Consider the following 13,089-nt stretch of genomic DNA (forward strand, 5'->3'; position numbering starts at 1 on the left):
TCAATGGCGTTCCCTTCGACCAAGCCCAATCCCCTCGCCTCGATCTTTGCCGGCCTGCCGCCACCCTCGGTGCCGCTCGGCCATGTCTGGGGCGACGACGGCGCTGAGTATCGCTACCGATTTGCGATCTACGACATCCACGTATGCCCATCGGCGTCGAATGCGGTCTACATCTTCGCCGGGCTTCAGGGGCGTACCTACGTCCCCCTCTACGTGGGCCGCGCTGAAGCTCTCAGTCGGCGCCTTCTCGGTCACGAACGACGCGACGAGGCGATCCGTCGCGGTGCCCGCTACCTTCTTGTGCACGTCCCAGGTGTCAGTGATCCGGTCGGCTACACCGAAGCCGAGCGGCGCCTGATCCGCCATTACGCGCCGATGCTCAACGAGCAGCATAACCCCCTTGTCGCGCTGCTCGCGCGCTGAGCCAAGGAGACCAATTGCTATGCCCTGCTTTTCCGTCGCCCATGTCCGCGAGCAAGGTGTTGACCTCATCATCGCGCCGCTCGCTACCGATTTTGGCCGCAAGGATCCCGGGACGCAACGCGCCGTAATCGCCGAGCTACAACTGCGCTCACGCGGCGCTGGCCTCGCAGGTACGGTCGTCCCGGTGTGGGATGCGGGAGGGGGGCGGATGGCGTTCATCGCTCCGCGGCCATGGCACACCTACTTCAGCTCTATTGACCTCGGGATCGTCCGCGCAAGTTTAAATCGCGAGCTGCAGTGGTAGGTCACGCCCGCGTCCACCGCACCCTATAGGCGCGGCGTTCAAGCGAGAGCCTCAGCGCACGGCAGACCAACCGTTCGCTGAATAGGCATGCTGCTCTCGGTCAGGATCCCACACACGGCCGCCCCCGGACGGCGTGATAGGCATTACGCATACTCCGTTCCCGCCTGCTGGTTCCGCAGCACCACCGTCATCATACGCGTCGCCGTGGCGTTGAACGCGGCGCGGAAATCGAAGCTGGCCTCAACGCCGGCTGGCCCCTCGATCGGCGTCTTGGCCAGCGCCAGGTAAACCTCATGCAGTGTGATGGTCAGGCTGCGGTTCCCATCGATGGTGTAGGCAAAGGCGAACTCCGCCGCCGTGCCGTTCTGCGCCTGCGTCAGCAGCGTGGTGTTCTCGAACCGCGCGGTGATCTGGCCCGTGGCGCGGGAGACACCAGGATCGGCGCCCTCAATCCTGCGATCGGCGCGGATGGTCCGCACCGTCTCGATGCTGTTGGAGTAGGACAGCCGCGCCCCGGTCACCTGCGCCAACGCCGACCCGCTCCGCGTAATGGACCCTTGGGCCTTGTTGAAGGCCGTATAGGCAGCGGTGATGGGAGAGCCGCCCGAGCTTGCGCCTGACCGCACCGAGCCCTGCGCCACCAGCTTGATGGTGGCCGTGGCCGCGCCCGTCGGCGAGAAGTCGATCTCCAGCGTGTCGGCGCGCACGCCGGCGCAGACGTCGTAGCTGGGCACGTCCGGATAACCCGTCTCGATCGCCTGGGACGGCAGCGTCGCCGCGCCAGAAGCAAAGCTGTGGATGAAGTTCGGGCTGGTGCCGGTGGTGGTCGGCGCGCCAAGCAGCAGCCGTAGCCAGTGGCCGGTGTTCACCAGGTCAATCGGCACCACGACATCGCCGGCGACGGTGACGGTGTCGAGGAAGGGCGCGGCGGGATCGCGGTTGCCGCCAAGGCCGATGACATCGGCGTCCAGCAGCGGCTGCTCGGCGCCGAGGCTGCTGGAGAGGAAGGGCACACGGCGCCAGTTGCCGCCCGGGGCGGTGCCGTAGGTGACCTCCGGGATCATGAGCAGGCGCGAATTCGCGCCGATGGCACGGGGCATGAGAGAACTCCTGTCAGTTCAGCGGCGAGCCGGCGACGGTAAAGACCAGCGTCACGGGGATGGCGGCGGCGCGGGAAGCAGCGGCGCCCTCCGTCTCGACGTCATCGAAGGCGGGCGCGCTCGGCTGCGCCCATTCCACCGCGCCGCCGAGGGTGCGGTCCGCGGTGATGGCGGCGCCGATCTCCACCAGCAGCGCGTCGAGCAGCGCCGTATTGGCGGCCACCACCTCCACCACGGCGCGGTGTTCGATCTGCCAGGCAAGCGGCGAGAGGATCGGCGTCTCCTCTACCGTCTCGCCGTCGCGCAGCACCACCAGCCCGCCAGGCGGCAGGCGCTGCGGCACGGTTTCGTTGCGGAGGACCTTTGGGGTGGGGCTCCGTGCGGCCAGGGCGGCGCCCAGGCGCGCGGACAGGGCGGTCAGGGCCGCATCGCGGACACTCACTGCCCGCGTCCTGTCTCGGCACCCCACGCCGCCACAAAGCGCCGCGGCAGGCGGCGCAGTGCGCGCAGCGAGGCACCGCGGACGTCGAGCCGCTTGCGCAGCAGCACCTGCGGCAGGAGGAGAAACATCGGCACCATTCCCTGTTCGAGCAGGCCGCGCGCCCAGGCCTCACGCCCCTTGCGGTTGGCGGTGCCGACCTCGGCCACGCCACCGGCGATCAGACGGGTGCGCCGCTGCCGCCCGGTGCCCTGTCCCTGCCGCAGCGGCAGGCACCAGACGAAGCCCCGGCCCGATTTGAACGGCCGGAGGAAAGCCTGGCCCGAGGCGACCATCTGCGCCGGCGTGACCCGCAGCCCCTTGTCGCCGCGCCCGCGCCAGCCGCGGGCGGCATTGAAGCCGGTGGCGATGGCCAGGAACTTGCCGCCGCCCTTGGGGCGGATCAGCGCGCCCCGGTCGAAGGCGTCGATCACCAGCGGGGTCTTGCTCCACACCACGCCGGCGGCGCGCAGCGACACGCCGCTGCGGGGAAAGACCTGCGCGCGCCAGGCATTGGCGATGCCGCGCGCCTTGCCGCCGAGGGAGCCGGTGACCTGCTGGCGCAGTTCGCGCTTGAGCGCGTCGGTTTCCTCGCTGACGGCGCGAGAGGCGGCGCGCTCGCCGGCGCGGACCTCCTCGGCCAGTGCCTTGCGGAGGTCGCCGACGATGGCGGAGAGGCGCATGGGCTATCGCCGGCAGAGGACGCGCCAGGCGACACCCGCGGCATCGCGCTCGGCGCTGTCCACCGTCAGCACATCGGCGCCGAGGGTGAAGCTGTCGCCGGGCTCGATGGTGGGCAGCGCGGCCAGGGGCACGGTGAGGATGTCGGTGGCCTGGAGGATGCCGGTGCCAAAGCCGTCCGCCACGCGGTCGGGGCTGGAGCGCAGCACGCGGAGCGGGATCCCCGCACCGGTGCCCGCGGCTCGATAGGTGGCGTTGGTGCCGAGGTTGGGATCCGCGGCCAGCACGGCCAGCGCCGCGTCGAACGCCGTCATCCCAACCCGAACCAGGAGGCCAGCTTCGAACCCATGGCCGCGCCGATGATGCCGCCCGCCGCCGCCGCCCCGGTGGCCGGCACCGCCATCGGCATGCCACCTGGGCTGCCCACCGCCGCCAGCGACAGCCGGGCCGTCAGCGCCGCCATGGCCTTGACCAGCTCCGTCACCGTGCGCGTGAGCTCGCGCATATCGGCGTCGCCCTCGCCAAGCCGGCGCTCGATCTCGGTGAGGCGGGCGACGATGGCACCGAGCTCGCGGTCGTGATCGGTCATGGCGCGATCTCCCGCTGACGCTGCAGGCGCTGAAGGACGGCCCAGGCCGCCGCACCCGTGACGGCCAGCGCCACGCCCCAGGGGCCGAGGGCACGGGCCACGGAGGCCAGGCCGTCGGCATGCGGGGCGAGCGCGGTCACGGTCTCGATCACAACCGCCGCCGTCAGGCCGGCCGCAGCCGTACTGGCAGCCGCGCGGACGGTGCCGGTGCGGGCGATGCCGGGCTCCACCAGCCCGGCCATGCGCAGCCCCTCGGCGATCACCTCCGCCGCATAGGGCTGGCCGCCGAGCTCATGGCGGATGATGCTCTCGACCATGCCCCGCAGCGTGGCGGCGTCGTGCAGGTCGATGGGATCATCGAGCCCCACCGCCAGGCGCTTGGCCACCGCGTCCTGATAGGCGCGGGTGTTGTTCTCGGTGCTGGGTGCCCAGCGCGCGACGATGCCGCGCACGGTCCGCAGGCCATGCCGATCCTGGTAGCTCTGCAGCAGCAGGGCGAGCGCGCGGATGCCGTGCTGGTGCGAGTGGAACCGGCAGAAGCGCCCATCCGAGGGTGGATCGGCCAGGCCGAGCCATTTGTTGGCCGGCACATGCTCGATGTTGCCGGGGTTGCGGTTGCGATAGCCCCGCGCGGCCTTGGGATCCCCGCTCATGCGCCGGACGCCGGGGCGCGCAGCAGCACGGCGCGGACGGTCGTGTCGGCGGCGAGCGCTGCCACCGCGGCGATGCCCACCTGGAAATTGCCGGTTGCGGTGGTGGTGAGGCGTCGGTTGGTGTCGTCCCAGAAGAGGCGCGCACCGGCGGTGATGGCCAGCGCCGGCTGCTTGGTGATGTCAAAGACGCCCTTGGTCTGGCATTCGATGACGGCGTTCTGCACGCCATCGACGGCGGCCACGCCGAAGAGCGCGCCGACCAGGACGCCCTGGCCGGAGGTGACGCCGCCGGCATAGGGGACGGCGAGAGCCAGGCTGTCGCCGGGCTGCACATAGCTGCGCATGAGGATGAGGTCTCCAGAAACGCAGAAGGCGCCCACACCACCCAGCCAAGCATTCGCTTGGCCGGGGACCCGGTGTCGGGCGCCCTCTGCATGGATTGACGATGGATGGGCTGATGGGTGGCGGTAGGGATCAGGTGCCCGGGTTGAACCAGGCGCCGCGCCAGTCGATGGCGCCCACGCCGAAGTCGAAGATCACGCTGACCTCGACGCCGTCGACGCCCTGGACATTGCCGGTGGTGACCTGCGGCCCCTCGGCGCCGTTGAGGTAGCCGTAGACGTAGACCGGGGCCGCCATCGGGTCCGAGAACAGGTACCAGCGGTTGGACGGAATCAGCGGCTCCACCAGCGGCTGCACGAAACCGGCGTAGACATTGGCGTTGCTGGTCTGCGTCGCGGCCACACTCACCGTCAGCTGCCGTGCGGCGAGCTCCTGGTTCGGTCCCACCAGCAGGCGCATCTGGGCGCCGACGGCGATGGGCAGACCGTCGAGGGTCTTCTGGCGCATGACCGCGGCACGGCCCAGCGCCAGGTTGGGCAGGTCAAGCGCCGTGCCGGCCCCCGCCTTGTTGGCCCGCGCCGCCGCCGTCCCGAAAACCGCGGCCGCGCCGGTGATGAGCGTCGGACCATCGCCATTGGCCGCGTTCAGCAGCTGGTAGGCGGTCGCGTTCTCGAAGTCGGCGACGCGCCGGCCGATCATGGATGCGAAGTCGGTGAAGGCGCCGAGATCGTCGTTCACCAGCATCTGCCGGGTCACGCGGATGCGCCGGGCGAAGGTCTGCAGGAAGACCAGCTCCTGGCTTTCCGACATGGTTCCAGCCTGGACCTCGCCATTCTCCGACAGCGGCAGCAACGTCGGGAAGTCGCCGACACGCAGGTGCCGGTGCGGCTTGAAGTCCCGGAAATCGCGGCGGAGGAACAGCGTCCGGTAGGTCGGCGCCGCGGGTGCATAGGCCGCCAGCAGCATCTTGTTGGCCGCGGCGGAGAGCAGCGCGGGGAAGTCGCTGGTGGTGTGGAAGGCGCGCTCGGCCAGGACGGTGGGGTTGCGCGGGATCACCCGCTCCCCCCGGACCCGCAGCAGCTCGCCGATCATGTCCGAGGGGCGCCAGCCGAGAAATTCGGTGTGGCGACCGGCGCCGGGGCCGGTGCTTGGCGCCTGGTAGCCCGGCATGGTGCGGGCGGCGAGCGCCTCGGCCATGGCGTCGAGGATCTGCGACGGGTCCTCGTTGGACGGGCCCGTGTCGGGGCGCGCCGGCAGGGAGGGACGGGCGGCTCCGCTGGTGTAGGCGTCCCACAGGCGACCGCGCAGCACCTCAGGCGAGAGGCGGTCACGAATGGCCACCTGGCGAAGCTCGTCCACCCGGGCATCGGACAGCAGGCCACGGGCGGCGGCGAGCACCGGCTCATAGCCGGCGATACGCTCCACCGTGGCGCGCTCGGCCTCGGCACGGATGGCATCGAGGTCGGGGGCCGGCGGTGCGGTGCGAGTGGGCTCGGGCGGCGTGGTGGGCGGGGTGCTGGCGGGCGGCGTGGTCACGGGGACCTCCTGGTGCGGGATGGTGGGCGGCGCGGGCGGCGCCGGCGCGGGATCCGGCGAAGCCGGCGTCGTCTCGGGCATGGGTGGTTCCTCGGGGATGGTCAGGGCGGGTTCGATGGCGGTGGCCGGGGTGCCCTGGTCCCCCTCGCCACGCACGACAGCGGCCGCGTCCACCGGGACGGGCACGATCGAGATCTCGTAGGGCTCCCAATCCACCGCGCGGTGGATGGTCTGGCCGGTGGCGGCGTCAGGCCGGGGCTCGTAGCGATGCACGCGATAGCCGACGCTGACGGACTGCAGCGTGCCGTCGGCGACCCGCTGCCAGACGGGTTCGACGTCATCGGCGCCGCTGAATTGCAGCGTGGCAAAGCCCCGACCGGCCTCGAGCCGGGCGGCGGTGACGCGGCCCAGCACGTCGCGCGTGCCAGCTCGGCGGTGGGTGTCCAGCACCGGGGCACGACCGGAGCGCAGCGTGCCCATGCGCACCGCCTCGGGCCGCATGTCCAATTCCTCGATGATGGGGCCGAGCGGCGGGACGAAGTTGCGGGCCCGGGCGCCAGTGCTCCAGACCACCTCGACAGTGCGGGCAGCGCGGTTGACGGTGACAGGGGCCGCCAGGGCGCGGCAAGCCACGATCGACTGCCCAGCGGTGGGCAGTCGATCGGGCGCAGGCGTGGCCTCCGGCGCGGGGGTGCCCCCGCCCGGATCAATGGGATCTGGCATGTGGATAAGCCTGTGGTTAAGCGCGGGAAAAGCTGTGGGCAGCGCCTTACGGCGCGGCATATCCCTGCGCGTTGACGTAGACCTGCGCGCCCGTGGTTAGGCAGGCGACGTTCACCGCCGTCGCCGCGGTGCCGCGCAGCGGCGTAGGAAAGGTGATCTCCACCGGAGCCGCCATCGCCGCCGGCAGCAGCTGCCGCCAGATCACCGTGGCGCCATCCTTGATCACCACCTCGGTGGCCACCGTCGCGTGGGCGTTGCGGACGTCGATCGAGGTCACGTAGTTCCGGATGCCGGCCGCGGCCGCCGCCCGGAGCACCACGTCGGTGGTGTTGATGATCCCGCCCGCCGCCGCCGCCGCCTGCCAATCCGCCTCCGGAATCGCATAGGGCTTGGTGACCAGCGCGCCGATCAGCGTCGCCAGCAGGTCCACACCGCGGGCCGTGGTGACCGCAGTGGGGTTGGCCGAGTAGCCTGTGGCCGCCAGCACCGGCACCGCACCGGCCGTGTTGCGCGCCTGGCCGCCCACCGGCGTCACCGGGTTCAGCACGTTCACGCCCAGCCCCTGGCCGGCGACCGACTGGCCCCGGCCAGCGGTGATTTCCGTGGTCAGCTCGGCATAGTCCGCAATCGTGACGAACTGCACCCTGATGTCGGTGCTGGAGGCCGGCGCCAGCTCCCGGCTCACCGAGGCCCAGCCCGTGTTGATGTAGGCCCCCGAGAAGCTCGACCCCACCAGGTCAAAGCTGTTGGCATTGATCACCGTGGCCGTGAAGGTCCCATTGGCCCCCGGCACGCCCGACACATTCTCCACCGTCACCACATCGCCGGTGACATAGCCATGTGCGGTGCGGGTGACCCGGACCAGCCCGGTGCCATTGTCCGCCACGGCGGAGATGCCGTTCACGTACTGCCGGTTCCGCACCCGCACCCGAAACCGATACAGCGCGTTGGGGTCCGGGATCTGTTGGTGCCGGACGTAGGAGTTGGACCGCGCCGCGGTGGTGTCCATCAGCCTTCCGTGGAACCAGCACTCGTCATTGGTGGGCTCGATTTCCAGCACCGACCAGCCGGTGGCGGCGGTGGTGGGGATGGTGCTGGCCGAGGCGGTGGTGAGGCGCGGCGCGGCCTCGTTCTGGACCTCGTAGTTGGCCAGGGTGGGGCTGGCCCCGTCCAGGCGCCAGGCGGCGGCGTGGCGGCCGTCGGGCTGGGCGGTGGCGGGGTCGATGCTGGCCAGCTCCAGCCAGACCGACTGGCCGACGATGCGCTGGCTCATGTTCACCGCCACCATGACCCGCAGCGGGATGGTGAAGGTGGTGCGGCTGGTGAGGGTCAGCTCGTCGTCCAGCGTGGTGCCGGTGGAGATGGTGACGGCGCCATCGGCCACCGTGAGGGCCATGCCGCCGCCGGTGGTTGCGACCTCCCAGCGGGCGGGGGTGATTTCGGACCCGCTGAAGCTGTCGCGGAACTTCTTCTGCATGCTCTTTACCTTGAGCATGTCGTCGGTCCAGTCGTAGGCGCCAGCCATCATGAGGGGTCTCCGGAATTGGGGGCAGCGCCAGCATCCGCGCGTGGCGATGCGGCACCGGTGGCGGCAATCTCGATGGCGGCGAGTTGGGCGGCGTCCTGGGCGGAGCCGGACTTGGCGACGCGGCGCGGATCGCTGTCGAGCGAGAGGCCGGCATCATCCAGCAGGGCGTTGGCCTCGCGGATCATCTCGACCACCTGGCGGAAGTCGTAGCCGAAGGCGCCGACTGCCTCGGGCTGCGGCACAAAGCCGGCACGGACCTGCGCGATCAGCGCGGTGGTGTCCTTGAGTGGATCGATCATCTCGTGGGCGGGCGGGACGTGGGAGAGGCCCTCCGGTACGTCGGCGCCCCACAGACCGAGCAGCGCGCCCTGGGCGTGGAAGCGGTCCGCGATGGGCCGCACCAGCATGGGGATCAGCATGCCGTACTGCACCTGCTCGCAGAGGCGGCGGAACTCGATCTTGCCGGCCCGCAGGCTGGAGTAGTTCGCCTGCGTCAGGTCGCCGGCCACCTGGTCGTAGGTCAGGCCGGTGCCGACGGCCGACGCCTCGAGCGCGCGGCGTGCGAAGGCGGCATGGCTGCCGCCCCCACTTGGATTCACCACCTCCACCGATCCCATACCGCGGCGGTACAGGATCATGCCGGGCTCGAAGCTCTCGACCGTGCGGCCCTGAGCATCGCGCAGCAGGCCTGACGCCGGCCCTGTCATGGTGTCGTCGCCATCCTCCGAGACCACCGCGGCTAGGCAGGCCTCGATCTTGGCCTTCATGAGCAAGGCGGCCTCATAGTCGCCGAGGTCGCGCAGCCGGGTCAGCACAGGCGCCAGCCAGGAGACGTCGCGCAGCTGGCCGGGGCGGCGCTTGCGGTAGATATGCAGCACGTCGCGGGCCGGCACGCTCTGGCTGCTCAACCAGGTCGCACCACCCGGCAGCACCCAGGACGCGCCGGGGTGCACGCGGTGCAGCCAATAGCCAACCGGCTCCCCGGCCTCGCCCAGGCCGATGCCCTGCAGCGTGGGGACGCCTTCGATGACGCCCTGCCGCGCCGCGTCGAGGTGGTCGCTTTCCAGTACCTGCAGCCGCAGCCCGATCGGGTTCGCGGGCGTGATGTCGGCCGGCAGCATGCGGACGAAGCATTCGCCGCTCTCCACGACCGCGCGCATAACCAGCGCCTGTAGGCCGTAAAGGTCCAGCCGCCCCTCGGCATCACAGGCGGTGCTGTCGGACCAGCGGCGCCAGGCCTCGGCGTGGGGCTTGTCTGGCCAGCGGGTCGTGATGCCGGCGCCGACTGCGTTGCCGGTCCAGAGGTCGACAATGCGGGCGGCGTAGGGATCGTTGCGGACGGCGTCGCGGGCACGACGCGCCACGGTGGGTGCGGCGGCACCGACCTCGGCGGTGGCGCTGCCCCCCGAGGCAGCCCAGGAGGAGGTGCGGCTGTCCTGCGCGGCGGCATAGCCGCGGAGGGCGTGCCAGGCATCGCGGAGACGGCCCATCACCTGCTTCCCCCGCGCGAGAAGCTGGCGAAGGTGACGCTGGGACGGCGGGCCGCGCTGTTCTCGGCGGCGTGCAGGACTGACAGCGCGCGGCCCAGCTCATCCAGGGAGCGGTATTCCACGGTGCGACCATCGAAGGTCACGCGCGTGGTGCCACCGGTGAAGGCCGCCGCCAGCACGAAACCGCGGGTGCCGACGGGCTGCGCCAGCGCCCAGGCGAGGACGGTGGGATCCATGTCGTCCTCCTTTCAGCGAAGCCAATTGCCACGGGGCGCGAGCCAGCCGGATGGTCGCGTGGTGCTGGTGGCAGGCGCAGCACCATCGATCAGCGCCGCTGCGGTGGGTTCCGCCGCTGGGAGCGACAGTGCATCCGCCATCCGCGCCCAGCGCCCGTCGCCCCAGCCATCCATGCCAAGCGCCGCGGCGGCTGCGCGGGCATAGACCCGGCAATCCAGCGCCTCGTTCCGCTCGCGCGTCTTGACCCACTCCAGCCGGCGAAAGCCATTCCGGCCGGCTCGGGCGACGAACTGCTCGGCGGTGAGCTGCCGGCAGAACTCCTCGCCGGCGGCATGCATCGGCAGGTGAACAAAGCCGGCCGGGAAAGGATCGCCGCTCTCCGCGGTTGGCCGCTCCAGCTTGAGCCACCCATAGGTCTCGCCCTTCAGGAAGGACGATCCCACCGGCCAGACCTTCAGCCCGCCCAGCTTGCGGCCATTGCGGCGCACCTCCGTGGCGGAGGGCTGGCCGATTGCCGCCCGCAGCCCGTCCTGGCCTTTCACCGCGATGGCGCGCCCGGCGCCGGCGCGGCGCACGAAGGCATAGACTTCCGCCGTGGTCATGCCGTCGCCGCTGTCGATCGCCGCCATGGCAATGGGGAGACGATGCCCGGAGGCGTGCCGCCAGGTCTCGCCCAGCAGCGCCCGCAATTCGTCCCAGACCGCCGCCTCGAAGGGGTTCCCCACCAGGATGCGATGCTCGACCAACCAGGACTGGCGATCCTGCGCCCAGGCCCAGATGCTGGCCTCGAGGCGATCGCGCTGCACGTCCACGCCGGCGGTGAGCAGCAGCCCACCCTCGGCGACCGTGCCCGGCTCCCATTCCTCGCGGCGGTCATAGAGCCGCTGCCAATCCGGCGCCTCGCCGCTCTCTTGCCAGGTCTCGCCCAGCACCGTGTTCTTGAAGGTCTTGATGGCGCGGTCGTCGCCCTGCGCCGCCTCCCAATCTCGCACCGCCTGCGACCAGGAGAACCAGCCGACCGGCGAGTACAGCGCCGAGATGTGGAAGCCGATCGCGTGGGAATCCTGCGGGATGGCGGTGGGACGCCACTCGCCGCCGGCCAGCATCGCCGTCTTGTGCTGCTCGCCGATGGCTCCGTCGCAGGCCTCGCAGAGATAGCGCGCGGTGTCCGGCTCGCCCTTGTCCCATACCAACCGCTCGAAGCGCAGCCACTGCATCGCCGTACAATGCGGACAGGGCAGAAAGAACCGCCGCTGGTCGCTGGCGAGGTATTCCCGCTCGATGCGCGATAGGCCGGAGATGGTGGGCGTCGAGACCAGCAGCGTCTTGCGGCGCCAGCCGAAGGTGCGCGCCCGGGCCTCGGCCAGCGCGACAGGATCACCTTCGCCTTCGACGTCGCCGGGATAGGCGTCCACCTCGTCGAGGAACAGAAAGCGCGCCGACATGGAGCGCAGCCCGACCGCGCTGTTGGCGCCGGTCATTACCAGCTGGCCGCCAGGGAACTCCTTGCTGAGCTGGCGATTGCCGCTGTCGCGCGAGCGTGCGGGCGCAACACGCTGCCTGATGGCAGGCGTCTCCTCGATCAGCGGATCGATGCGCTGGTCGGAGAAGCGCTTGGCCAGTTCCGTGGTCGGTTGCACCGCCAGCATGGGGCCCGGCGCGTGGTGGATGACGTAGCCGATCCAATTGTTGCCGCATTCCGTGCCGCCGACCTGCGCCCCTTTCATGAACACGACGCGACGGGCCGGATGCGCCGGCGAGAGCGCGTCCATCACGTCGCGCAGATAGGGCGTGCGGTTGGTCCGCCACGGGCCCGGCTCGGCACTGCCGCGGGAGCCGAGCATGCGGTGCTTGTCGGCCCAGTCAGAAACCAGCAGCGCGGGCTCGGGCGCCATGCCGTCGCGCCAGGCCTGCAAGATCTCGGCGGCGCCGTCGAAATTGCCGAGTTCGGCGATAATCTGCTCGCCGGTCATCATGCGACCGTTACGCGGACGTCGTTGCGCTCGGCCAGGTGCTGGCGCAGCCGAGCATCCATCATCGTCTGCAGCCGGTGCGCATCGACGCCGAGTTCGACGGCCAGTTCCGCAGCGACCCGGGCGGGCCAGGCGAGGATGGCATCGCGCTCCTCCTTGGCCAGGCGGTGCACCAGTATGAGCGCGCGCGCCTTCTCGACCAGTTGGCCACGTCGCTCATCAAGCCGGAGCTTGCGCTCCTGCGCCTTGAGCATCTCGTTGGCGGTGCGGGCGTTGTGGAAGCTGCTGCCGCCCGCGGAGGGCGGGGGCAACGGCTCCGGCATGGGTGGCGCGACGAAGGCCGGCCGCGGTGGGGTCGGCGGTGGCGAGGTCGGTGTCGGCGCCGGTGCCGGCGCCACCATGGCCGCCGTCTTGCGCACCGGGTCGCTGCTGGCTGCCAGCTGCGCGCGGACCTTTTCGACGTTCCATCCGCCGCCCGGCTCCTGGGCGATGCGGCCGGACTGCGCGGCCTTCTGCAGCGCGGTGTGGGAGACGCCGAGCCGGCGCGCCACCTCGCGCTGCGAGGGCACCAGCACAGCGGAAGCGGTTGCGATCATGATGTGATCGAACGCCTCCGATATTAGCAATTCGATGAGCGCGAGATGCGCTTGGCTCACGCGTGGCACAGCGCGAATGGTCCGTCACACGCAGGGGATGCCCTGCAGCAACAGACGGAGACCAGCATGACCGACCGCGAAGCCCGCGCCGCCCGCAACCAGGAAAAGAGCCTGGCCGCCTTCCTCGCGAAGAAGGCTGAATTCGACGCCCTCCTCGCCGAACTGACGCAGGCCAGCGCGGACCACTTCGGCGCGGATCCCGAGACGGTGCTTTGGGGCGAGGCGGCCTGGCTTTCGGACGCCACCGCGAAGCTGAAGGACATCGCGGATCAGCATTTCCGCCGCGGCGAATACGAAGTCTGAAGCGGGCGACTCCCGCACCGCCCCGACCGGCAACGCCGGCGGGGCTCCCGGCAGTAGGGGCCGATGACCGGCG

Annotated in this window: 16 protein-coding genes; 3 read left to right on the top strand and 13 right to left on the bottom strand. The window is 70.8% G+C overall.

Annotated elements, in window-relative coordinates:
• Positions 1-3: 3 nt before the first annotated feature.
• Both ICW72_RS10915 and ICW72_RS10920 read left to right on the top strand, forming a co-directional pair.
• Positions 4-423 (top strand): GIY-YIG nuclease family protein, encoded by a 420-nt coding sequence (locus tag ICW72_RS10915; RefSeq protein WP_191082732.1) that lies wholly within the window; start codon positions 4-6, stop codon positions 421-423.
• A gap of 19 nt (positions 424-442) precedes the next feature.
• The gene (locus tag ICW72_RS10920; RefSeq protein ID WP_191082733.1) at positions 443-727 is read left to right on the top strand and encodes a hypothetical protein; all 285 of its coding nucleotides are present in this window, start codon (positions 443-445) and stop codon (positions 725-727) included.
• 143 nt (positions 728-870) lie between these two features.
• Here ICW72_RS10920 and ICW72_RS10925 read toward each other — a convergent pair whose 3' ends face one another.
• The 13 genes from ICW72_RS10925 to ICW72_RS10985 form a co-directional block, all read right to left on the bottom strand.
• Positions 871-1,827 carry a phage tail tube protein gene (locus ICW72_RS10925; RefSeq protein WP_191082734.1) on the bottom strand — a complete coding sequence of 319 codons (957 nt, stop codon included), beginning with the start codon at positions 1,825-1,827 and terminating at the stop codon, positions 871-873.
• A gap of 13 nt (positions 1,828-1,840) precedes the next feature.
• Positions 1,841-2,269, bottom strand: coding sequence for a hypothetical protein (locus ICW72_RS10930; RefSeq protein ID WP_191082735.1), 429 nt, complete (start codon positions 2,267-2,269; stop codon positions 1,841-1,843).
• Positions 2,266-2,988 (bottom strand): DUF6441 family protein, encoded by a 723-nt coding sequence (locus tag ICW72_RS10935; protein WP_191082736.1) that lies wholly within the window; start codon positions 2,986-2,988, stop codon positions 2,266-2,268. The genes ICW72_RS10930 and ICW72_RS10935 overlap by 4 nt, the downstream gene beginning before the upstream one ends.
• 3 nt (positions 2,989-2,991) lie before the next feature.
• On the bottom strand, positions 2,992-3,300 hold the full coding sequence (locus ICW72_RS10940; protein WP_191082737.1) for a head-tail joining protein: 309 nt from the start codon (positions 3,298-3,300) through the stop codon (positions 2,992-2,994).
• A complete protein-coding gene (locus ICW72_RS10945; protein ID WP_191082738.1) occupies positions 3,297-3,575 on the bottom strand; it encodes a hypothetical protein in 279 nt (92 codons plus the stop codon). The genes ICW72_RS10940 and ICW72_RS10945 overlap by 4 nt, the downstream gene beginning before the upstream one ends.
• Complete coding sequence (locus ICW72_RS10950; protein ID WP_191082739.1) at positions 3,572-4,228, bottom strand: structural protein; 657 nt, start codon at positions 4,226-4,228, stop codon at positions 3,572-3,574. Before ICW72_RS10950 ends, ICW72_RS10945 begins: the two co-directional genes overlap by 4 nt.
• Positions 4,225-4,572, bottom strand: coding sequence for a DUF2190 family protein (locus ICW72_RS10955; protein ID WP_191082740.1), 348 nt, complete (start codon positions 4,570-4,572; stop codon positions 4,225-4,227). Before ICW72_RS10955 ends, ICW72_RS10950 begins: the two co-directional genes overlap by 4 nt.
• Before the next feature lie 130 nt (positions 4,573-4,702).
• Positions 4,703-6,739: a prohead protease/major capsid protein fusion protein gene (locus ICW72_RS10960; RefSeq protein ID WP_223880534.1), complete on the bottom strand. Its 2,037-nt coding sequence runs from the start codon at positions 6,737-6,739 to the stop codon at positions 4,703-4,705.
• Positions 6,740-6,875: 136 nt separating this feature from the next.
• Positions 6,876-8,357 carry a hypothetical protein gene (locus tag ICW72_RS10965; protein WP_191082742.1) on the bottom strand — a complete coding sequence of 494 codons (1,482 nt, stop codon included), beginning with the start codon at positions 8,355-8,357 and terminating at the stop codon, positions 6,876-6,878.
• A complete protein-coding gene (locus tag ICW72_RS10970; RefSeq protein WP_191082743.1) occupies positions 8,354-9,847 on the bottom strand; it encodes a phage portal protein in 1,494 nt (497 codons plus the stop codon). The genes ICW72_RS10965 and ICW72_RS10970 overlap by 4 nt, the downstream gene beginning before the upstream one ends.
• The gene (locus tag ICW72_RS10975; protein ID WP_191082744.1) at positions 9,847-10,083 is read right to left on the bottom strand and encodes a phage head-tail joining protein; all 237 of its coding nucleotides are present in this window, start codon (positions 10,081-10,083) and stop codon (positions 9,847-9,849) included. Before ICW72_RS10975 ends, ICW72_RS10970 begins: the two co-directional genes overlap by 1 nt.
• A gap of 12 nt (positions 10,084-10,095) precedes the next feature.
• Positions 10,096-12,060 carry a phage terminase large subunit family protein gene (locus ICW72_RS10980; RefSeq protein WP_332308900.1) on the bottom strand — a complete coding sequence of 655 codons (1,965 nt, stop codon included), beginning with the start codon at positions 12,058-12,060 and terminating at the stop codon, positions 10,096-10,098.
• Complete coding sequence (locus tag ICW72_RS10985; protein WP_191082745.1) at positions 12,057-12,713, bottom strand: elements of external origin; 657 nt, start codon at positions 12,711-12,713, stop codon at positions 12,057-12,059. Before ICW72_RS10985 ends, ICW72_RS10980 begins: the two co-directional genes overlap by 4 nt.
• 66 nt (positions 12,714-12,779) lie before the next feature.
• Here ICW72_RS10985 and ICW72_RS10990 point away from each other — a divergent pair, with 66 nt between their 5' ends.
• Entirely contained in the window at positions 12,780-13,016 is a 237-nt protein-coding gene (locus tag ICW72_RS10990) for a hypothetical protein (protein ID WP_191082746.1), read from the top strand.
• The last annotated feature ends 73 nt before the right edge of the window (positions 13,017-13,089 follow it).

It is taken from the genome of Roseococcus microcysteis, assembly GCF_014764365.1.
Taxonomy (GTDB): Bacteria; Pseudomonadota; Alphaproteobacteria; order Acetobacterales; family Acetobacteraceae; genus Roseococcus; species Roseococcus microcysteis.